The organism is Flavobacterium tegetincola DSM 22377, assembly GCF_000425485.1.
GTDB classification, from domain to species: Bacteria; Bacteroidota; Bacteroidia; order Flavobacteriales; family Flavobacteriaceae; genus Flavobacterium; species Flavobacterium tegetincola.
Genome location: NZ_AUDN01000007.1, coordinates 114,463 through 134,371 on the forward strand (window position 1 = coordinate 114,463; position 19,909 = coordinate 134,371).

Annotated in this window: 16 protein-coding genes; 5 read left to right on the forward strand and 11 right to left on the reverse strand. The window is 35.4% G+C overall.

Going from position 1 to position 19,909, the window contains the following annotated elements; translation table 11 throughout:
* Nucleotides 1-2: 2 nt before the first annotated feature.
* From H602_RS0100595 to H602_RS0100610, 4 genes are read right to left on the reverse strand one after another with little or no spacing between them, the layout of a single operon-like run.
* Nucleotides 3-1,223 carry an ABC transporter permease gene (locus H602_RS0100595; RefSeq protein WP_026976264.1) on the reverse strand — a complete coding sequence of 407 codons (1,221 nt, stop codon included), beginning with the start codon at nt 1,221-1,223 and terminating at the stop codon, nt 3-5.
* Between the two features lie 2 nt (nt 1,224-1,225).
* The gene (locus H602_RS0100600; RefSeq protein ID WP_026976265.1) at nt 1,226-1,969 is read right to left on the reverse strand and encodes an ABC transporter ATP-binding protein; all 744 of its coding nucleotides are present in this window, start codon (nt 1,967-1,969) and stop codon (nt 1,226-1,228) included.
* A gap of 16 nt (nt 1,970-1,985) precedes the next feature.
* Nucleotides 1,986-3,212 carry an efflux RND transporter periplasmic adaptor subunit gene (locus H602_RS0100605; protein ID WP_026976266.1) on the reverse strand — a complete coding sequence of 409 codons (1,227 nt, stop codon included), beginning with the start codon at nt 3,210-3,212 and terminating at the stop codon, nt 1,986-1,988.
* 11 nt (nt 3,213-3,223) lie between these two features.
* Complete coding sequence (locus H602_RS0100610) at nt 3,224-4,555, reverse strand: TolC family protein (RefSeq protein WP_026976267.1); 1,332 nt, start codon at nt 4,553-4,555, stop codon at nt 3,224-3,226.
* A 318-nt stretch (nt 4,556-4,873) separates the two neighbouring features.
* Here H602_RS0100610 and H602_RS0100615 point away from each other — a divergent pair, with 318 nt between their 5' ends.
* From H602_RS0100615 to H602_RS0100625, 3 genes are read left to right on the forward strand one after another with little or no spacing between them, the layout of a single operon-like run.
* Nucleotides 4,874-5,293, forward strand: a complete 420-nt coding sequence (locus H602_RS0100615; RefSeq protein ID WP_026976268.1) for a MarR family winged helix-turn-helix transcriptional regulator — start codon at nt 4,874-4,876, stop codon at nt 5,291-5,293.
* A 3-nt stretch (nt 5,294-5,296) separates the two neighbouring features.
* Complete coding sequence (locus H602_RS0100620) at nt 5,297-5,719, forward strand: organic hydroperoxide resistance protein (protein ID WP_026976269.1); 423 nt, start codon at nt 5,297-5,299, stop codon at nt 5,717-5,719.
* A gap of 22 nt (nt 5,720-5,741) precedes the next feature.
* Nucleotides 5,742-6,377 (forward strand): NAD(P)H-dependent oxidoreductase, encoded by a 636-nt coding sequence (locus H602_RS0100625; protein WP_026976270.1) that lies wholly within the window; start codon nt 5,742-5,744, stop codon nt 6,375-6,377.
* A 124-nt stretch (nt 6,378-6,501) separates the two neighbouring features.
* Here H602_RS0100625 and H602_RS0100630 read toward each other — a convergent pair whose 3' ends face one another.
* From H602_RS0100630 to H602_RS0100665, 7 genes are all read right to left on the reverse strand, one after another.
* A complete protein-coding gene (locus H602_RS0100630; RefSeq protein ID WP_035758617.1) occupies nt 6,502-8,496 on the reverse strand; it encodes a BCCT family transporter in 1,995 nt (664 codons plus the stop codon).
* Nucleotides 8,497-8,790: 294 nt separating this feature from the next.
* Entirely contained in the window at nt 8,791-10,371 is a 1,581-nt protein-coding gene (locus H602_RS0100635; protein WP_026976272.1) for an efflux MFS transporter permease, read from the reverse strand.
* The gene (locus H602_RS0100640) at nt 10,371-11,414 is read right to left on the reverse strand and encodes an HlyD family secretion protein (protein ID WP_026976273.1); all 1,044 of its coding nucleotides are present in this window, start codon (nt 11,412-11,414) and stop codon (nt 10,371-10,373) included. The genes H602_RS0100635 and H602_RS0100640 overlap by 1 nt, the downstream gene beginning before the upstream one ends.
* A gap of 9 nt (nt 11,415-11,423) precedes the next feature.
* Nucleotides 11,424-12,752 (reverse strand): TolC family protein, encoded by a 1,329-nt coding sequence (locus H602_RS0100645; RefSeq protein WP_035758619.1) that lies wholly within the window; start codon nt 12,750-12,752, stop codon nt 11,424-11,426.
* A gap of 223 nt (nt 12,753-12,975) precedes the next feature.
* Nucleotides 12,976-13,920: a hypothetical protein gene (locus H602_RS0100650; protein ID WP_157504796.1), complete on the reverse strand. Its 945-nt coding sequence runs from the start codon at nt 13,918-13,920 to the stop codon at nt 12,976-12,978.
* 117 nt (nt 13,921-14,037) lie between these two features.
* Nucleotides 14,038-15,018 carry a tRNA dihydrouridine synthase gene (locus H602_RS0100655; RefSeq protein WP_026976276.1) on the reverse strand — a complete coding sequence of 327 codons (981 nt, stop codon included), beginning with the start codon at nt 15,016-15,018 and terminating at the stop codon, nt 14,038-14,040.
* A 574-nt stretch (nt 15,019-15,592) separates the two neighbouring features.
* Complete coding sequence (locus H602_RS0100665) at nt 15,593-15,769, reverse strand: histone H1 (RefSeq protein ID WP_026976277.1); 177 nt, start codon at nt 15,767-15,769, stop codon at nt 15,593-15,595.
* 367 nt (nt 15,770-16,136) lie between these two features.
* Between H602_RS0100665 and H602_RS0100670 the strand changes: the two genes are divergently transcribed.
* Nucleotides 16,137-16,832 (forward strand): TIGR04282 family arsenosugar biosynthesis glycosyltransferase, encoded by a 696-nt coding sequence (locus H602_RS0100670; protein ID WP_026976278.1) that lies wholly within the window; start codon nt 16,137-16,139, stop codon nt 16,830-16,832.
* Nucleotides 16,833-16,876: 44 nt separating this feature from the next.
* Nucleotides 16,877-19,852 (forward strand): TonB-dependent receptor plug domain-containing protein, encoded by a 2,976-nt coding sequence (locus tag H602_RS0100675; RefSeq protein ID WP_026976279.1) that lies wholly within the window; start codon nt 16,877-16,879, stop codon nt 19,850-19,852.
* The last annotated feature ends 57 nt before the right edge of the window (nt 19,853-19,909 follow it).

Here is a 19,909-nt window from a genome sequence, read left to right on the forward strand (position 1 = left end):
TATTATTCGTAACGTAAAGCAGTTATAGGATCTAATGCCGATGCTTTTCTTGCAGGATACCATCCAAAAAAGATACCTGTTACCGCACAGACTGCAAAAGAAATCACAATAGAATACAAGGCTACGCTTGTAGGCCAATTTAAGAATTTTTCTATAAAAACCGTGGATCCAAGTCCTAATAAAACACCTAAAACACCACCTGTAATGCTTATTAAAATAGCTTCGATTAAAAACTGCATTAAAATATCTGCTCCTTTAGCGCCTACAGCCATACGCAAACCAATTTCTTTAGTTCGCTCTTTTACAGAGACATACATAATATTCATAATACCAATACCACCAATTAACAGAGATATACTGGCTACTGCCACTAATAATAAAGTTAGCATCTCGCTTGTAGAACTAAACGTCGAAATTAATTCTTCCATAGACTGTACACTAAAATCGTCATTATTTCCATTAGATATTTTATGTTGAATTCTCATAATTTCTGAGACTTCAGTAACAGCATTTGGCGCATCGTCTTCACTTACTGCCGAAGCCATAATTTGATTGATATAATCAATAGCCAAAATACGTTTTTGTACGGTTGTATATGGTGCAATAACCACATCATCTTGGTCTTGACCAAAGGTGTTTTCTCCTTTTACTTCTAATACACCAATCACTTTAAATGGAATATTATTAAAACGAATCATCTGTCCAATAGGATCTTGCCCATCAGGAAACACATTGTCCACGACCGTTTGCCCAATAAGTGCCACTTTAGAAGCCGTTTTTACTTCGGAATCTGTGAACATACTGCCGCTTTGCAAATCGACTACTTTAATTTTGAGATAATCTGGATTTACGCCATAAATAGTACTTGGCCAGTTATTTGAACCATTAATTACTTGTCCGCCACCATTTACCAATGGTGTTGCATAACTTAAAAAGGTGGCTTGATCTTTAACGGCTTCATAATCTTTAAGGGTAAGTGTTTGCATCTCAGCTGCACTTGGCCGAACTCCACTACTTGTAGTAGTCGATGGCCTTATAGTAATAATATTAGAACCCATAGCCGAAATACTTTCGCGAATGCTTTCTTTAGAGCCTTCACCAATAGCGAGCATTGCAATTACCGATGCTACACCTATAATGATGCCTAACATAGTTAGTAAAGTTCTCATTTTATTAAGAACGATGGCTTTAAAAGCGATTTTAAATAAATTTAATAGTCTCATAATTAATCGTCTTGTTTAGGTAATTTTGCTAACTCTTCTTTTGCCGATTTTACATTTTCATTTTTGTAATCTTGAATGATATTTCCATCTTTTAAAACAATGGTTCTACTACTAAATGTTGCAATATCTTCTTCGTGCGTTACAAAAGCGATAGTAATACCTTGTTCATTTAACTCTTGAAAAATGGACATAATTTCATAGGCAGTTCGTGTGTCCAAGTTTCCTGTTGCTTCATCGGCAAGTAACATAACAGGATTATTAACTAATGACCGTGCAATGGCAACACGTTGTTGTTGCCCTCCAGAAAGTTGTGAAGGTGTATGGTCTAATCTTTCGCCCAAGCCTACTTTTTGCAACGCTTCAATAGCACGTTTTCTGCGTTCTTCTGTGGAAATTTTACTGTTATATAAAAGCGGTAATTCTACATTTTCAATAGCAGATGTTCTTGCCAATAAATTATAGGATTGAAAAATAAATCCGATTTTTTCATTACGTATGGTTGCTAACTCATTTTTAGTAAGGTCTTTAACCTTAACACCATCAATTTCAAAGTTGCCAGATGTAGGTTGGTCTAAACAACCCAAAATATTCAACATCGTACTTTTTCCAGAACCAGATGAACCCATAATGGTTACAAACTCGCCTTCTTTTATATCAAACGAAATACCTTTTAACGCACGTACCGTTTCGGATCCCATGGTAAATTCGCGTTTTAAATCTTCTATTTTTATAATTGATTTGCTCATAGTATTATCTTTTTCCTCAAACTATTGAGGTTGATGGCATAAATGGATTTTCGCTTTTATCTGTTGTTTTTGTTCCAGAAGCACTTACGCCTTCTAAACTGTACACTAATTTGTCACCTTCAGAAATTCCTTCTAAAATTTGAACGTTAACACCATCACTTGCTCCTAAAGTGACTTCTTGAGATTTTATTTCTCCATTGCTACTGTAAACCCACACAACGATAGCTTTGTCTTCATATTTTGGTCTTTCTGTTGATCTTTCTGTTGATCTTTCATTTGTTTTTTGTGCCGTAAGATTGTGTTGTTCATTATAAGCTGTTAACTCTAGACGTGTTGGTTTAAAGTTAATGGCTTTGGCTTCGGCAGTTAATACATCTTTTAATTCTAAGGTGTAAATAGAAATGATAGCTGTTAAACCTGGTTTTAATTTTAAATCTGGGTTATCTGCTTTAACCACTACCGTATAGGTTACCACATTTGAGGTTACCGTTGGGTTTAATCGTACTTGGGTAACAACGCCTTCAAATTCTTCTCCTAAATAAGCATCAACACTAAAACTAACACGTTGCCCTTCTTTTACTTCTCCTATGTCTGCTTCATCAACATCCGCTTCTACCTGCATTTCTTTTAAGTCTTGAGCAATTGTAAACAAGGTTGGTGTACTTAAACTTGCGGCTACAGTTTGACCTTCGTCGATAGCTCTAGATAATACCACACCATCAATTGGCGAATATATATCGGCATAACTTAAATTGGTTTTCGCTGTTTGTAAATCAGACAAACGTTGAGTCACTGTGCTTTTTGCAGTTTCATAATTGAAGTTTGCTTCATCAAAATCAGACTTACTTATTACCTGACTGTCGTATAATGTTTTTTGACGGTCATAAATAGTTTTGGAGTAGTTTTTTTGATTTACAGCATTATCATAAACAGCTTGTGCCTGCGATAATGTAGCTAACAGATTAGTTTTGTCTAATTCGGCAATTAATTGTCCTTCTTTAACTTCACTGTTATAATCCACATATATTTTTTCGACTACACCAGAAACTTGTGTTCCAACCTCTACTTGGGTTATAGGTTGAATGGTTCCTGTTGCCGTAACACTGGTAGTAACTTTCCCTTTTTTTGCTGTAATAGTTTGTGCTTCTATAACAACATCATTGTCAGATTTTAAAAATTGGTAGGCTACTAAGGCAAGTACTACAAGTACAATGCTGCTTATAATTATTTTTTTCTTATTCATTTTGAGTTAGATTAAAGTTTAATATCGTTTTCTTGGTAAAATTCTAAAAGTTGGTAATATAAAATGTTGAGGTATTTTGCTTGCAAATAATTTTGTTGTGCATTGGTGTACGTGTTTTGACTAATAACTAAGTCGGTTGTACTTAAATCACCAAGTTCGTATTTTTTCTGTGCTAGTTTATACGATTGTTCTGCCGCAGTTTTAGATGCTTGTGAAGCAACAACTTGTTCTTGTGCAGAAACTGCATTTTGGTAAGCGGTTTCCACTTTTTTATAAACCGCCTTTTCTGTAGTTTGCTTTTGTATGGTTGCTTTTTCTATATTTATAGCTGCTTTTTGAACCGCTGCCTTGGTCTGGTTTCTATTGAATATTGGAATAGTTAAAGCAAGTCCCACTCTTTGATTAAAATTTACATCAAACTGATCCGAAAAGGTAGCGTCGTTAACACTAGTATATCCTGAACCGATACTTCCAGTAAGAGATAGAGTAGGTAAGTAAGCTCCTTTTGCAATATCCAATGCTTTTTCATTTACTGCAAGACTTGTTTCGCTTGCTTTTACTTCTGGCAAATAGCCAAATGCGTTTGTGTACAGTTGTGTTTTATCTAAAGTTAATTGTACCAAATTCTGATTTTCTGCAAGGTTTTCTATTGCAAAATCATCCATAGGTGTTAATTCTAATAATTGTTTTAAAGTTAGAATGTATTGTTGGTATTCATTTTTAGCACTAATTACGTTGTATTTATTAGTAGCAGCCTGGCTTTGTGCCTCAGTATAATCGCTTAAAGCAATGGTCCCAGCATCCAGACGAGCTTTGGCACGAAGTACTTCTTTTTCGGAAGCATTTAAGTTATTCTCAGCGATTATGATACTTTCTTTACTATATAAAGTTTGTAAGTAGTTTTCAAGAATATTCAAAATGATATTATTTTTTTCTACTTCTTCCTGAAAAATACTTTGCTCTAATAGTAATTTATTCTGTTTGACTTTGTTATTCAATTGGTTTCCTTGAAACAAAGTCATCGAGCTATTGATTCCAACATTGGTACTATTAATTTGATCGGTTACAAAATTACTTGTAATCGGGTCAATGGAGTTACCGTTCGAAAAGTTTTGAGAAGCACTTCCAAATAAATTTGGCAAACGTTCCGATTTGGATTGGTCATAAGTTACTTCAGCAGTATTTTTATCTAGCGAAGCATTTTTGACGGTGATGTTGTTTTCCAATGCATAATCGATACAATCCTGAAGCGACCATGTTTTCGAGGCCACTTGTGGTACGACTTCTTGCGCAAAGGAAAATTGCATTCCTAGGCATAAGGCTATGGTTACGTATATTTTCATTTTGAGGTGTTTTAAATTAACACTTCAAAGATGCTATTTTAAAGGAAGTTGTGAAACCGTAATAGATGTTTGAGGCAATTGTTGGTACAGAAAACACAATTGTATCGACGAGATTACGGGTAGTAATTTAGTTTTAGTAGTTAAGACTTGTATTTCTTACAAAGTAATAAAAGGTCTTAATGATGATTCATTTTCCACGTGAATGGATGGCTGCGCTAAAGTCATTACTATGCATTTGTTAAATATTAATTAATTTTAAGCAACCAAATTGTGCACAATATAATTGTGTGTTATATTTGTACCGTCAAATTAATGCAAATGAAAGACCTTTTACATCTTAGCGAACAAGTTTGTTTTCCGGTTTATGTTCTGGCAAAAGAAATTATCAGTCATTACAAACCATTTCTTGATGGTTTGGACTTGACTTATCCGCAATATTTGGTGATGCTCACATTGTGGGAAAACGACAAACAAACGGTTAATGAATTGGGTGAAAAACTAACATTAGACAGTGGAACGTTAACACCATTATTAAAGAGAATGGAAGTAAAAGAATTTGTTTCCAGAATCAGAAGTTCAAAAGATGAACGGGTGGTTCATGTTTCATTAACCGATAAGGGCAAATTGCTAAAAGAAAAAGCAGCATGTGTTCCTGGTCAATTAATGGAATCTATGAATGTTTCAATCGAAGATTTGACCATTTTAAAAAATATTATAACAAAAATTTCAAAAAAGTAAGTGATGAAGACATTGTATACAACAAAAGCTACTGCAACAGGTGGCAGAAACGGTCAAGTAAAAAGTGAAAATGGCATACTTGATTTAGCTGTAAAATTACCAAAAGGTTTAGGTGGTGCAAATGATGATTTTGCCAATCCCGAAATGCTTTTTGCCGCTGGATATTCCGCTTGTTTTGACAGCGCTTTAAATTTGGTAATTAAAAATGAAAATATAAAAACAGGAGAAACAACCGTTACGGCACAGGTCAGTATTGGTCAGAATGATGCAGGAGGTTTTGGATTAGAAGCAGAATTGCATGCTAACATTCCTGGTGTATCAATAGAAGAAGCTCAGTCGCTGATTGAGAAAGCACACCAAGTTTGTCCGTATTCAAATGCGACAAGAGGAAATATGCCCGTGAAATTGACGGTTTCAAATAACTAATAATAGATAAAATAAAATAAAGATGGCTTTAATACAAGATTTAAACTGGAGACACGCCGTAAAAGCATACGATTCTACTAAAAAAGTAAGCAAAGAAGATATTGATAAAATTGTTGAAGCAGCACGTTTGGCTCCAACTTCTTCAGGATTGCAACCGTTCAAAGTACTAGTTGTAGAAAATCAAGAATTAAAAGAAAAATTAGTAAAAGGTGCTTTAAATCCAGAATGCATGAGGGATTGTTCTCACGTGATTATTTTTGCAGGATGGGATCGTTATACTGCGGATCGAATTGATAAAGTGTACGATTTTACAACGGATGAACGTGGTTTAGAGAGAGGTCGTTTTGGCAGCTATACCGATAAATTGAAAGAAATTTATTTGGCTCAACCTGCTGCGGAAAATTTTGCACACATTGCCAGACAAACGTATATTGCTTTAGGTTTAGCTCTTGGTCAAGCAGCGGAATTAAAGGTAGATTCTACACCTGTTGAAGGATTTGATAACAGCGTAGTAGATGAAATTTTAGAACTAGATAAATTGGGTCTGAAAAGCGTTTCTCTAATGTATGTGGGTTATGCTGACGCTCCTCAAGATTGGATTGCTCCAATGAAAAAAGTGAGAATTCCGACTAGTGAATTCGTAGTCGAATATAAATAATTTATAGTACTTCGCATCCTATTAATAGAATGGCATTCAAAAAAACCTAAGTCAAAATTTATTCTGACTTAGGTTTTTTCATTTCATCTAAATGAAAATGGGTAGTTTTGCAGTATTTAAAATACTATTTATCATTAGAGTCACTACTTATAAACATTTCGTTCCGTTCCTCTGAGACTATATCCAGGAAGCGGTCGTAATGCTTTAATACATCCGATATCAATTCATTTTTGGTGAAATACTGAATGTCATAACTTTCACGAGTATCACCGAAATAGGCTTTAGGAAAGAACGTTCCTTTTGCGTGAATGTCTGGCAGATTGTTCTCGTCAATCAAATAGTTGGATACTTTCTTGGAGCTGGTTTCCACTCCGTAAATAAAATTATTGATTACATCGTACTTTATTTCGAGCTCTATTTTGCTTGGATTTTCACTTAAGTTGATGCTTGAATCGATTCCGTTTTTTAAAAATTCCGCTTGTAATTCTGAAAAAGCCTCTTGTACCACATTTTTAAGAAATAAATCCACAGATGTGCGGTCTTTTGTAGCTACAATTTGTTTCAATCGGTCTTTCCACAACCTGCCCGACCAAGGGACAGTTGTTTTTGAGAAGTTTCGGTCGTAATACGATTGATCGATACTTAAGCCTTTTAATAAGCTTACAATGAATAAAATCATTATTATAGCAAAAGGTAAGGCAGTAATCAACGTCATACTTTGAAGTGCTTTTAATCCGCCTGCATTTAGCAGTAATAGTGACAGGACAGCGAGTAGGGTTCCCCAAAGGATAGTTTGCCATTTTGGCGATTTTTCAGCATTTTTTGTCGCGATACCATTCATGACAAAAATCCCAGAATCGGCGGAAGTAACAAAAAAGATGATTACAATAAGTATGGTCATGAAACTAGAAATAGTAGAGAAGGGTAAATACTCTAAAAAGCGAAACATTAGCGCGTCCGGATTATTTGATACGGCACTAAGGGCTCCTTCTCCGATATTCATATCAAACCAAATGGCGCTGTTTCCAAAAACAGTCATCCAAATGAAATTAAATAAAGTTGGAATGACCAATACTGCCACAATAAATTCTCGTATGGTGCGACCCTTGGATATTTTTGCAATAAAAAGACCTACATAAGGAGACCACGAAATCCACCAAGCCCAATACAGAATAGTCCAATCGTAAAACCATGGCAGCGTTTCATTATCGTACACGTGCGTTCCAAAGGTCAGGTTAAAGAAATTGTTGATGTAATTCCCCAATCCTTCTGTAAAACTGCCAATTAAGAATACAGTAGGTCCTAATGTAAGTACAAATAAAAGTAGTAATATCACCAATAAAACATTAATGTTACTTAACAATTTAATCCCTTTATCCACTCCTGTAAGTGCAGATGCGATAGCCAAAGATACTAGAACAACAACGATCATAATTTGGTACACAAAACTGGTGTCTGGAACAATATTTAAGATTTGAAGTCCTGAATTTATTTGTACCACTCCAAAACCTAAAGTAGTGGTAATCCCGAAAAAAGTGCTGCATAAAGCGAATACATCAATCATATTTCCCCATTTGCCATTCGTTTTTTCTTTTAGCAAAGGATAAAAACAACTTCGCAGCGACAACGGCAGCTTAAAACGGTATGCAAAGTAAGACAGCGAAAGTCCGACTAGTCCGTAAATGGCCCAGGCGTGAATTCCCCAGTGAAAAAACGAGTAGAGTTGCGCATTTTTGGCTTGATTTACATATTCGTTTACGCCAAAAACTCCGGAGGAGTAATGCTGCATGGGCTCGGCGACGCCAAAATACATCAAGCCGATTCCCATTCCTGCTGAAAATAACATGGCAATCCATGAGAAGAAGCTGTGTTCGGGCCGACTTTCATTATCCCCTAATCTAATAGTACCGTATTTACTGAACAAAAGGTAAAATAGAAATACCACAAAAGAGGTAACTGACCATACATACACCCAATTTAGATTTACAAATATAAAATTCTTAATACCGTTCAGTAAATCATCTGCTATTGTAGGGTAAACGACTGATAGGAAGGAAACAAGGCATATAAATACCATACTTGGTACAAATATACCTTTGTTCAAAGTAGTTTTAAACATAAAAATATTTTCTAGATATGTTGTCTTATATCGGCTTAAAAAGCGAGGCAGACCAGTTTGCAAAAGCCGTTTAAACTAAAACAGCGGAGTTAATTTGTTAACAATCAATAGGATGAAATAATTGCTAGCACGTGTGCAAGTTAGCATTTTATTGTTAAACTATCAAAAGATGGTTGTAAACAAAAGCGCGTGCTAAAATTGTAGGCTGAGAAATGTGCTACAACCTAAGGCTAAAACCCTTATATTTTTAATTATAATACTGTAACTTAATACCACAAGAAGCTTTGCATTACATTACGAGCCCCAGTTTTTATTTCGAAATATATCAAAGGTTTGTTTCAAATGACGGTTTACGGTTATAAACAGGACTAGTGCTAACAACCCAACACCAACAGCAGTAAATATTTCCATATTGGTTAATAGTGCTGATTGTTTACTGGCGTTTGTTACTAATTGTTTTAAAGCGAGCTTATTGGCATCGTCCATAGAAAAACCATTGTTTAAGAATTTGCTTGCGTAGTCAGACAATTGAGTTTGAACTTGAGGGTCTTCCGGGATAATAGTTTGTCGGAAGTGTGTGAAGTGCTCTTGTTGGAAGTAAACTTGTGCATTTTGCATGATTGAAAAACCAATGGTGCTTCCCCAAAAACGACCGCCAACACCGACAGTTCCTGAAAATGGAGCCAATTCATTCGGAACCGACGACACTGTAAAAAGCACTAACGGTACAAACAAAACTCCAACGGCAACACCTTGTAAAATATAGGGTATTAGTATGTCATAATACGCAACGTCAGGGACAAAGAGGAAGGTAAACCAAAGATGATAAATTGCCATTAAGCTAAATCCTAGGATAAAGATGTATTTTGTTGGCACTGTTTTAGACAATAGGATGGCTGCTAATAATACGCCAATTAAATTTCCGGTAGCGTTGAAATATTGAAACTGCGCAACTCGAACGGGTTCCCAATTCCAATTGACGCTCATTGTATTGTGGATTATATTCAAGGTAGCTCTAGAAACATAGAATAATAGAAATAATAAGAGTCCCGTTCTTAAATTTGAATAGCGAAAAACTCTTAAGTTGAAACATGGTCGTTTGGCAATCAGTTGTCTAACAATAAATAATCCGGAGGTAAATAAGGCAATTGTTGTGGTCCAAATAATCAATTCCGATTCGAACCAGTATTTTTTCTGACCGTAAACGAGCACAAAAGACCCCGAAAGAATTGCCGCCAAAACCAATATAAAACTGGACCAATCAATTTGATAGAGCGGCATTTTCTTCTGAAAGCGATTTCCATTGAAGGTCAGCATTACTAAACTCACGCATAGAAACTGAAAGAAAGCAGAACCATACGCCATGAACTTCCAGTTGTAATTTTCTAACAACCAAACGGCTATGTTCACAATGAAAGGCGTTGCTACTAATAACGCACCGTAGGTCAATGAGAACACCGTAATTGTGGCATTTTTAGATTTAAAACGCGTCAAAAGTAGAATTCGCAACGGAATCCAAGGTAGAGCCATTAAAACTCCTTCCATCATCCGCAGCAATAGAAAGGGGATAAAATGGCGCGTATAAGCAGAAATAATAAATGTACAAGCCGCCAATAAGTAAATCGCAATGAAATAATTTCGCGGTGGAAAAAATCTAAAGATGCGGCTTTCAATTAATATTGTAGCTAGAAAAGTACCGTAAGTAATGCTCATGGCATATTGCAAATCCTCTATTTCTATATCTAAATAACTAGCGGCATACGTTAAATTAGACGTGTACAATCCCAATAGAACCATTGAATGGAGCATACAAAAAATAAGAACGGCTTTTATTGCCCAATCGGGCATCCATGTTCGAAATACATTTTCTGACATTAGTTCTCGTGTGGTGCAGTTACAGTTACACTCATTCCGGCTCTCAATAGTTTTGTTTTTTCTTCTGAATCTTTCAATTGAATTCGAATTGGAATTCGTTGTTCAATTTTTACAAAGTTTCCTGTAGCGTTATCTGGTGGTAAAAGCGAAAAACGCGAACCACTTGCCGGCGAAAATGAAGTTACGATACCTTTAAATTCAGTGCCGTCTCCCGCATCCGCTTCAAATGTAACTTCTTGACCAACCTTTATGTGTCCAATTTGAGTTTCTTTGAAATTAGCAGTTACCCATTTTTCTTTACTCACAATTGAGCACAATGTTTGTCCTTCTTTTATTAATTGACCCGGTTGAATGATCCGTTTGCCAATCCATCCATCGTATGGTGCAGTTATTACTGTATAGGAAAGATACAGGGCAGCTTTTGCAGCATTTGCTTTTTTAGCGTCAATATTTGATTGGGTTAACGGCACTTTGGAAACCGCTTCTGCAGTACTCAAAACCGTTGATTTTACACTGTTATTTACTTCTTCGTAATGTGCTAAAGCGGCTTCATAATGGTGTTGCATCAGTTCTAATTGCTGTTTTGTTGCCGCTTCTTCATCATATAAAGCTTGAAATCGTTTATACTCTTGTTGGGTTTGCCACAGACTTGATTTTGCTGCTTGTAATTGTGATTTCTGCACGGCAATATCACTTTTTACTGTTGCTACATTATTTTGAGCAAGACTGCTGCTTTGTGTAGCATTATGTAAATCGGCTTCAGACATGTCTAAAATTGCTTGGTATTCTCGGTCGTCAATGATAATTAAAGTATCGCCTTTATTGACGAACTGATTTTCTTCGAAACGTACTTCGGCAATGTAACCTGAAATTCGTGTGGCAATTGGCGTTACATACTGGTCTACTTGTGCATCATTGGTTTCCTCGTTGTTGTTATAAACTACAAGAAACCAGATGACCATAAAAATGGCCACGGCAGAAATAGAGAAGGCCAATATGGTAAAGAAGGTGTGGAACCTTTTGTGTCTTTTTGAAGTTGTCATTGAATTAAACTATTTAGATTGAAGAAGTCCTGCGGCATATTGTAACTCATAATAATGCATCAATGCGTCAATTTGTGTCGAAATACGGTCGTATTGCGCATCAAGTAATGCGGTATCGGCATCAAGCATATCGGTCATTAAAGCCAACTGATTTTGATATTTCAATCGCACTATTCGGTAATTTTCAGTAGCTTGACGAACTGCTTTTTGGTTCACAGGAATTTTGTCCAATACTTCTTGGTAACGGGTATATTGTGCAAACAACTGATTTGATACTTTTTCAGAAAGTAAAGCGGTATCGAGCAGCACTTCTTCGTGTTTTTGCCGTGCTATAGCCATTTTTGTTTTGTTTTTGCACAATCCACTTAAACTAAAAATAGCTTCGACGCCCACTTTTCCTAAACTATAAATATTTGGATTTGGAGGAAAAAACAAGTAATTGGGATAGTTATAGCCAAATGAAGAATAGAAATTTATTTTCGGATAATAATTGCCTTTTACCATTTTTTGTTCCAGCATGCTGATGTTTTCATTCCCTTTTGCCATTCGCATTTCGTCTTTGTGCAAAGCTGCATTCTGGTAGAATTCATAGTCAGCGACCACTTTTCGTTCTTTTAATACGTTTAAAGTGTCTAATTCTAAACTGTCGTGTTCATGTAAATTCAAAATCGTCTTCAAGTGATGCAAACCAATACTGATGCTTCGTTTGTTGGAAAGCAATTGCAATTCTCTATTGGATAACTGAAGTTCGATACGCAATACCTCGTTATTCGTTACCGTACCGTGTTTTTTGAATGCTTTTACTTCTTTTAATCGGTCTTCCTCTTCGCGGCAGTTGGCAATTAAAATTTGCTGCACTTTCATTAATTTATAAATACCAAGATAATCAGCGATGACTTCAATTTGAATATCATTTGTTTTTTTCTCAATAGTAATTTCTGCTAAAGCTTCAGACTCTTTTGCTTTTTTAATACTGTTATTGATGCGGTTCCCGTTGTACAATGGAAGTGTTGCTGTAAGTGTGGCATCCGCCAAATCAGGAAACATAGCGGTTACTTGACGGTCTTTCAATCCCGATTTGTATTCGGTAAGGTCGCTCATTCTTCCGTAAGAACCGTGAAAACTCACGTCGGGAATTCGCTGTTCCTTTTCTTCTTTATACTCTTCTTCAGAGCGGTTGTATTGTACTTTTGCTTTAGCAATTTCCAAATTATTTTTTGCAGCAAGCTCAAGTGCTTGTGCTAATGAAACCTTCTGCTTTTGTTGTGCCTTTGCTGTTAAAGGATTTGCCACGGTAATAAGTAAAAGGAGGGAAACAGTAAGTAGACCCTTGTCCATCAGTTCTTTTTTTTACAAAGGTCTTGTTATTTCAAATGTCTTAATTATCTTTGAAGGACAATAATGTATTCATTTCAGCCATGATTAATTTGTACAAAGAATTTTCTTTGACGAAAGTCTATAAACAACTCTAATCTGTATGAATGGACGGATTTGAATTAATAAGTACGAGCACTTTTCATTAATAGGATTTAAAGTTGGCAATCCAAGAATCCTTTACTAATTATAATTTTCGAAATCGTTTTTTTGATCGTGAAGACTTAACTGCTTTTTTTCTTAATCGTACAAAGCTAAAAGCAAGGAACATTACTCCAAATGCACCAAAGAAAAGCGTGATTCCAACATTATTGCTGTTGATTGCTTTATTGTAATTTTCGAGCGACAGATAAACAAAATCAACTTCAGCAATTTCAATAATAGAAATAGAATGATAATGAAATATATAGTCCCAAGAACTCAACGCGCTCGTTTTTAAGATTTTCTTCTCGTACTCTTTTCTTTCAATTGCAAATTTGATTTGATCTCCCTTTTGAAAATCATTCATCAAGTTACCACTTGCAGTTTCTCGTAAAATTAATGAACCAATTTTAAATTCATAGTCAGGATATTCCTCGAGTTTTAACACGAAGGATCTTGAACGTCTGGATTTTTTAACTTCTATATTCTCCAGCAAATGACCATTTAAAGTTGAGATTTCAACTCTAGTTATCTGCTCATCTTGAAACGAATTCAAAGCAATCCCTAGAAATAGAAAACCAATTGCAATACAGAAAAAAGTAAACCACTTTTGTTCTTTTTGGTTCCACTGATTCCGCAGAAAGCTGTTTTGAGCTTTGTTATTTTTGAGCTTACTACTTATTAAATGAAAGTTAGTATATAAATAACTACTAAATTTCAATACGCTTTGGTCTGATAAAACAAGATACAAAATTTCATAATCACCATATTTACTCTTCTTTTTTCGAATGATCCAACTATCAATTTGCGTTAAAGAAATCGTTTTTCTGCGTAAACCAAAAGCTTGAATTAATTCAATGCGATTGCTGTAAAAAGTGACTGAAAATACAGTTAAAAGTTGAAACAGCAAATAACAAGACAAGACAAGAAGCGCTATTCCACTGATAAGAAAGGATAAAGTTATGGGGTTTTCAACTTTATATTTGGACAAGAGTTCGATACAAAAACCATAGAGAATTAATACAATAACAAAAGATAAAATTCTATATGTTATTTTAAATTTTGATTTCAAATAAGGTTGTTCCATTGCAATAACTAAGCAATATATTTATAGGCTAAAGCGTTTGGCAGATCGTTCCAACTTCATTTCAGCACTTATAATTTCGGCAACTGCATGTTTGTACTTAAATGCATTTGTTGCCTTTTTAATTGCTTTATACACTTTATGAGGATTGGAAGTTGATTGAGAAAAGAATTCCCAAAAACCGAGCATCTTCATCTGGATTGGCGTTGGACCGCTCAAATATTCGTCGTATTGTTGGTAAATGGTATCGTGAAATGCAGAAAAAGTAGCCCATCGATTTTCCGGATATTCCGTAGTGTTGTTCTTAATCATGCTCGGTAAAAATGGGTCGGCAATCAGACCTCGACCAATCATAAAATGATCGATAGAAGGAAAGCGTTCCTCAATTTTCTTAAAAGCCGCAACACTTGTGATGTCACCGTTGTAATATAATTTATGTTTTGTTCCAGTCAAACATTTTTCAAAAGCTTCTAAATCTACTGGACCTTTGTACAGTTGCTTTCCAATTCGGGCATGAATAGCAATATTTTTAAGAGGATATTGGTTGAGTATTTCAAAGGCACTCAGAATTTCAGTTGGATTATCATAACCCATTCGCATCTTCATTGAAACCAAAATGTCGGTTTCATTGTGAGCGCGATGCAAAATATCATTTATTTTGGTAGTATTGCAAATTAATCCAGAACCCATCCCAGATTTAGCCACCATTGGATACGGACAACCTAAATTCCAGTTCAATTCTTTGTAACCCAGACTCTGAACGTACTTCGCCACAAATAAAAATTCCTCTGCATCATTGGTAATAATTTGCGGAATAACTTCTAAAGTGGTATTGTTTTCAGGCAAAATATCATTCTCGTACGACTGCTTTATTTTTAATTTTCCATTAAGCCGAATGTAGGGCGAATAAAATGTATCAATTCCGCCAAAATAGTGCTGGAATGCATTTCGAAATCTGAAATCAGTAAATCCTTGTAAAGGTGAAGAAAGTAGGGTAGCAGCCATGGTCTTATTTAATGGTGCAAAGATAGTGGAAATCTAAAGTGGTTTTGTTTTTAATTGAAATGAACTTCAATATCTAAAATCGTGTTTGAAATAATTTTTATTTTGCAGATTTATCTACTATAAAATGACAATTCAAATGCGTGAATCTTTAAGATAAATTCCAACGAAAAACAGTTGCATTCCTACCTATAGAAAATAGTATCGCATTATATAAGATCAATATATAGCTCAATTTAAACGAGGAAAGTACTATTTGTATATTGATTTACAACTTAATACTGCAATAAATTTAAAAAATGCTGTAAGTGCACTGATGGAGTTGCTATTTATCTTTGTCAAAAAAAAACAATTAAAAGAAGATTACAATGAATTGGGAAGAAATCATAGCAATCGCAATAATTTTGGTTATGGTCTTGAAGTTTTATAACAGAGATCGCGGACTAATGGAGCGGTAAAAACGTGCTAGTAGTGTAGCTTTTTAAGTTTGAAAAAACAGAATTCTTATGCTACACATAATCAAATTCTATAAAAAAAGCCCTCGAGAAAATTTCCAGAGGGCTTTCTATACTATAATTTATTTTTTAGCTTCTTCTACAGAAACTTTTCTAAATTCTTTTAGCATTTTCTCTAATTCTAGAGTTGATTTACGTGCTCTAGGTCCAGCAGCTTTAACTCCTTTGTCCATTAGCGATGCAGTTTCTGCTTTGAAAGTTTCGAATTCTGCGTTGATTTTTTCAATTAAATCGTTCATATACGTGTTTTTTAAATTTGTGTGCTAAAATAATGGATTTGCATTTAAAAAGGCACTAAATTGGTGTTAAGATTGATGAAATTTTGGAATTTTAATCTGAAGCAATTTATTCAAAATAAATAAGTAGCACTATAAATATTGATTTTTAGTGGTTTACATGACAATAATCTCCGGAACAAACAGGGACAATTTTTTTAAAATGTAGTGCCAACATTATAGATCAGTTTTTTAATTAAATGACGTTTAAATGTGTAAGTTTATATAAATTTTACTGGCAACAAAATCATCTTCTCTTAATCAAGTTTTAAAATAATTAATTATTTTTAAAAATGTGTCAGGAATCACCATTACGTGCGTCTCTCTCTATATGAATAACCCGAAAAAAAGGATTCCAAAAACGGCAGTACTGCTCTTTGCCCAAAGCGAAGAAGTGGAAAGTGCTTTAAAACCAATTGCTTATTCAGCCAAGCAAAACGTTTTATTATGGAAGAAAATGAACAGTCGGGTGCTAAAGACGATTCAGAAAACCAAATTACCTTATTTTACTTCCAACGAAACCAATCAGGTTGGTGCTCATTTTGGCGACAAGTTGAACCATGCTATTGAAGGTCTTTTTGAGAAAGGCTTTGAAAAAGTAATTGTTGTAGGAAACGATTGTATCGCCTTAAAACCGAAACATCTAATTCAAGCGATGCAAGAATTACAGAGCAATAGCTTGGTTTTAGGTGCAGATTATAGCGGTGGAGCCTACTTAATTGGAGTCAACAAGAAGCATTTTGACGCTAATAACTTTAAAAATCTAGCGTGGCAAACGAATCGTGTTTTTGCAGATTTACAAGATTTGTATCAAAACCAACCAATCTCCTTTTTACCCTCTTTAAATGATTTTAATACAGAGGCAGCTTTCAAAAAAGCACTTGAGGCACTCTCTTTTTCTGAAGTAATTAGAAACGTACTTCTTTCGTTTCTTAAAAATTGTATAGATACTTTTGACTTACAAGTTTCATTTTCATCCAATACCCATCCTTTTTCGTATTATAATAAAGGTTCTCCGGTACGGTAACTCGTCTTACTAAACTTTTTATTATCAAATACACTTACATTATTATGAAGTCAATTTACATTTGGACTTTACTGCTTATGGCTGCATCGGTATGGGCTCAACAAGATTTAACGGTGTCTGTTTTGGATGCCTCTACTAATAAACCAGTAGCAAATTTTTCACTTACCTTAGAAAATAAAGACAGAAATTTCCAGTCGGTTCAATTTTCTAACGACCAAGGAAAAGTTATTTTTCGAAATTTAGAAGCATTAGACGGTTACCAAGTTCGCTCGGAAGCCACATTGGAATTTGAGGCAGAATCTTCTGCATTTATAAGCGTTCGTTCCAATCAAAATGGAACTGTAACTTTATTGCTTAGAAGTAGGGGAGAACAACAATTACAGGAAGTGCAAGTTAGCTTTCGGTCTACCTCCAAAATTAATCAACGTGATGCAGAGGTTTCTTCAGAATTGAAAGCAGCTGAAATTCAGGAAATTCCAGTAGAAGGTCGGGATATTACACGCGTTTTGTATCGTTTGCCCAATGTTTCTCAAGCTACGGGTTTTTATCCAGAAGCTCCAAACGTAAGTATTAACGGTGCCAATGGTTTATTCACTTCCTACTTAATTGACGGCATGGATAACAACGAACGCTTTTTGGGTGGTCAAAAGTTTGCTATTCCTTCTGGTTTTGTTAAAGATATTACGGTTTTGACCAGTAATTTTTCAGCAGAATATGGATTAACAGGAAGCGGAATTGTCGATATTACACCTAAATCAGGTTCGAATATTCTTACGGGAGAAGCTTTTTTCATCACTAGACCAGGTCCTTCAATAGATGGAACTTCTTCTTTTGCACAACGGGATTTGTCTGGAAATCAAGTCAAAGATGGTTTTGCTCGGTACCACGCGGGTGGCGGAATTGGTGGCGCTTTTGTAAAAGATAAAACGTTTTATTACATCAATTTGGAACACACCACTGATGTGAAAGACAATTTATTAAATGTGCCTGCTTTAGGAGTCAATGAAACAGTTCGTGGTACGAATACTTTTAATTATTTTTCGACAAAAGTAGACCAAATTTGGACTAAGAACTTTAGAAGTTCGCTTCGTGCGAATGTTGGAATGGTAGAAATTGAAAAACAAGGTGGCGGACTGGATGGTGGTTCGGCTTTTCCTTCCTCTGCAAGTACGCAACAACGCAACAGCATTCTAGTGGCTTTGAAAAATTCGTATAGTTTTGGAAAATTAAGCGGAGAAACCAATATTCAATACAGTCGTTTTAACTGGGATTATGCCAATCCATTAAATGCAAACGACCCGCAAGTTACCGTATTGGGAACCAACGATGAAACTTTAGCAATTTTAGGACATCCTGGTTTTTATTTTAATACCATTGAAAATACGGTTCAATTGCAACAGAAATTCAAGTATTACCTGGACAATCATACTTTTAAATTTGGACTGAATTATATTCGAGGAGAACATGAGCTTTTTGGCGGTGGAAATCCAAATGGAAATTACACGGTAAAATTATCGCAACCTCAAATAGACGCTATTAATGCAAGTGGAATTGGAAGTAATTTGTCCATTAACGATATCCCGTCGGAGGTTTCGGTGGTGAATTATAACGTGGAGTTACGACCTGCCTCTTTTGGAACACACCAAGATATTTATTCGGCTTATGTGGAAGATTTATGGTCGATTACAGATAAATTGAATATTACACTTGGTTTGCGCTATGATTATGATAATTTGTCCAAAGGTGGAGCTACGGAAGGCGATTACAATAATTTGGCTCCCCGATTTAATTTTAACTACAAACTGACCAATAACAGCAGTCTTCGTGGAGGCTACGGAATTGCATACGACAAGATTAATTACAGTGTTTACAGCGATGCTTTGCAGCAAAACACGACTTCGGCAGATTATAAAACCCAGTTGCAAGCTTTTATTGATTTAGGGATTTTACCAGCAGATACCAATTTGGATGCCGTTACTTTTAATGGAAATATTTCTGCAAATTTGGCAAGTGTGACGTATTTAGAAGGACCTACGAGTGATCAATTGCAAGGTCAACGGGAAGGTGCTTTCTCTAATGAACGACGTATTTTAAATCCAAACGGTTACGATAATCCCTATTCACACCAGTTTTCCATGGGATATCAATTGCAAGTGGATGAAAATAAATTGTTTTATGCAGATGTGGTGCACAATCGTGGTGAAAATTTATTTCGTTTGCGCAACTTAAATGCTGCAGCAGAATATACGGTTGACCCCAATAATGTGGTGGTTCGAACACAAGAAGAAGCAGATGCGACACGTCCGGTTCCAATTGTAAATGGTACAGCAACTATAGACGGACAAACCATTACTGGTGTAGCACGAAATGTAATTATGAGTGAAACAGAAGGGAAATCGAGGTATTATGCTTTGAGTTTGAATTATCAGAAATCCCGAGGGACTGACGTATATTCGTATCGCTTGAATTATACTTTATCTTCGCTGGAAAATGATACCGAAGATATCAATTTTAGAGCTATGGACGGCAATAATTATGGTAACGAGTGGGGGCCATCCTTAAACGATAGAACCCATAATATTAATGGAATTTACAGTTATTATCCTTTTGAAGGTACAACTTTAACGCTAGCTGGATTATTACAAAGTGGCCAACCGATTAATCGAATTCCCATTGGTTTTGGAACTACGGATTTAAATGGAGATGGTTCTGGATTTAGTGATGCATACCAAGGAAATAGCGATCGTTTTCCAGGAGAAAGTAGAAACAGCGACCGTTTGCCCTGGAGTACAACTTTTGATGTAGGATTGCAGCATCAGTTTGAGATTTCAGAAAATACAAAGATTGAGTTTAGAGCAGATGTCTTTAACGTTTTCAATGCCGAAAATTTGAGCGGTTACAGTAATAATGCCACACAAAGTAACCAAATTCAAGGAGGTTCTGCCGCAAGTGGCTTGTTTACTCAACGAAATGCATCGCCACCGAGACAGTTTCAGTTTGGAGTTCGTTATTTGTTTTAAAAATTTGAAGATGCGAAATTTTCAATTGGTGGAAGATTTTCAGTGAAAATAGAATTT

Coding starts and splice junctions, on each gene's coding strand:
- H602_RS0100595 (WP_026976264.1), bottom strand. CDS start 1,223: ATGAGACTATTAAATTTATTTAAAATCGCTTTTAAAGCCATCGTTCTT.
- H602_RS0100600 (WP_026976265.1), bottom strand. CDS start 1,969: ATGAGCAAATCAATTATAAAAATAGAAGATTTAAAACGCGAATTTACC.
- H602_RS0100605 (WP_026976266.1), bottom strand. CDS start 3,212: ATGAATAAGAAAAAAATAATTATAAGCAGCATTGTACTTGTAGTACTT.
- H602_RS0100610 (WP_026976267.1), bottom strand. CDS start 4,555: ATGAAAATATACGTAACCATAGCCTTATGCCTAGGAATGCAATTTTCC.
- H602_RS0100615 (WP_026976268.1), top strand. CDS start 4,874: ATGAAAGACCTTTTACATCTTAGCGAACAAGTTTGTTTTCCGGTTTAT.
- H602_RS0100620 (WP_026976269.1), top strand. CDS start 5,297: ATGAAGACATTGTATACAACAAAAGCTACTGCAACAGGTGGCAGAAAC.
- H602_RS0100625 (WP_026976270.1), top strand. CDS start 5,742: ATGGCTTTAATACAAGATTTAAACTGGAGACACGCCGTAAAAGCATAC.
- H602_RS0100630 (WP_035758617.1), bottom strand. CDS start 8,496: ATGTTTAAAACTACTTTGAACAAAGGTATATTTGTACCAAGTATGGTA.
- H602_RS0100635 (WP_026976272.1), bottom strand. CDS start 10,371: ATGTCAGAAAATGTATTTCGAACATGGATGCCCGATTGGGCAATAAAA.
- H602_RS0100640 (WP_026976273.1), bottom strand. CDS start 11,414: ATGACAACTTCAAAAAGACACAAAAGGTTCCACACCTTCTTTACCATA.
- H602_RS0100645 (WP_035758619.1), bottom strand. CDS start 12,752: ATGGACAAGGGTCTACTTACTGTTTCCCTCCTTTTACTTATTACCGTG.
- H602_RS0100655 (WP_026976276.1), bottom strand. CDS start 15,018: ATGGCTGCTACCCTACTTTCTTCACCTTTACAAGGATTTACTGATTTC.
- H602_RS0100665 (WP_026976277.1), bottom strand. CDS start 15,769: ATGAACGATTTAATTGAAAAAATCAACGCAGAATTCGAAACTTTCAAA.
- H602_RS0100670 (WP_026976278.1), top strand. CDS start 16,137: ATGAATAACCCGAAAAAAAGGATTCCAAAAACGGCAGTACTGCTCTTT.
- H602_RS0100675 (WP_026976279.1), top strand. CDS start 16,877: ATGAAGTCAATTTACATTTGGACTTTACTGCTTATGGCTGCATCGGTA.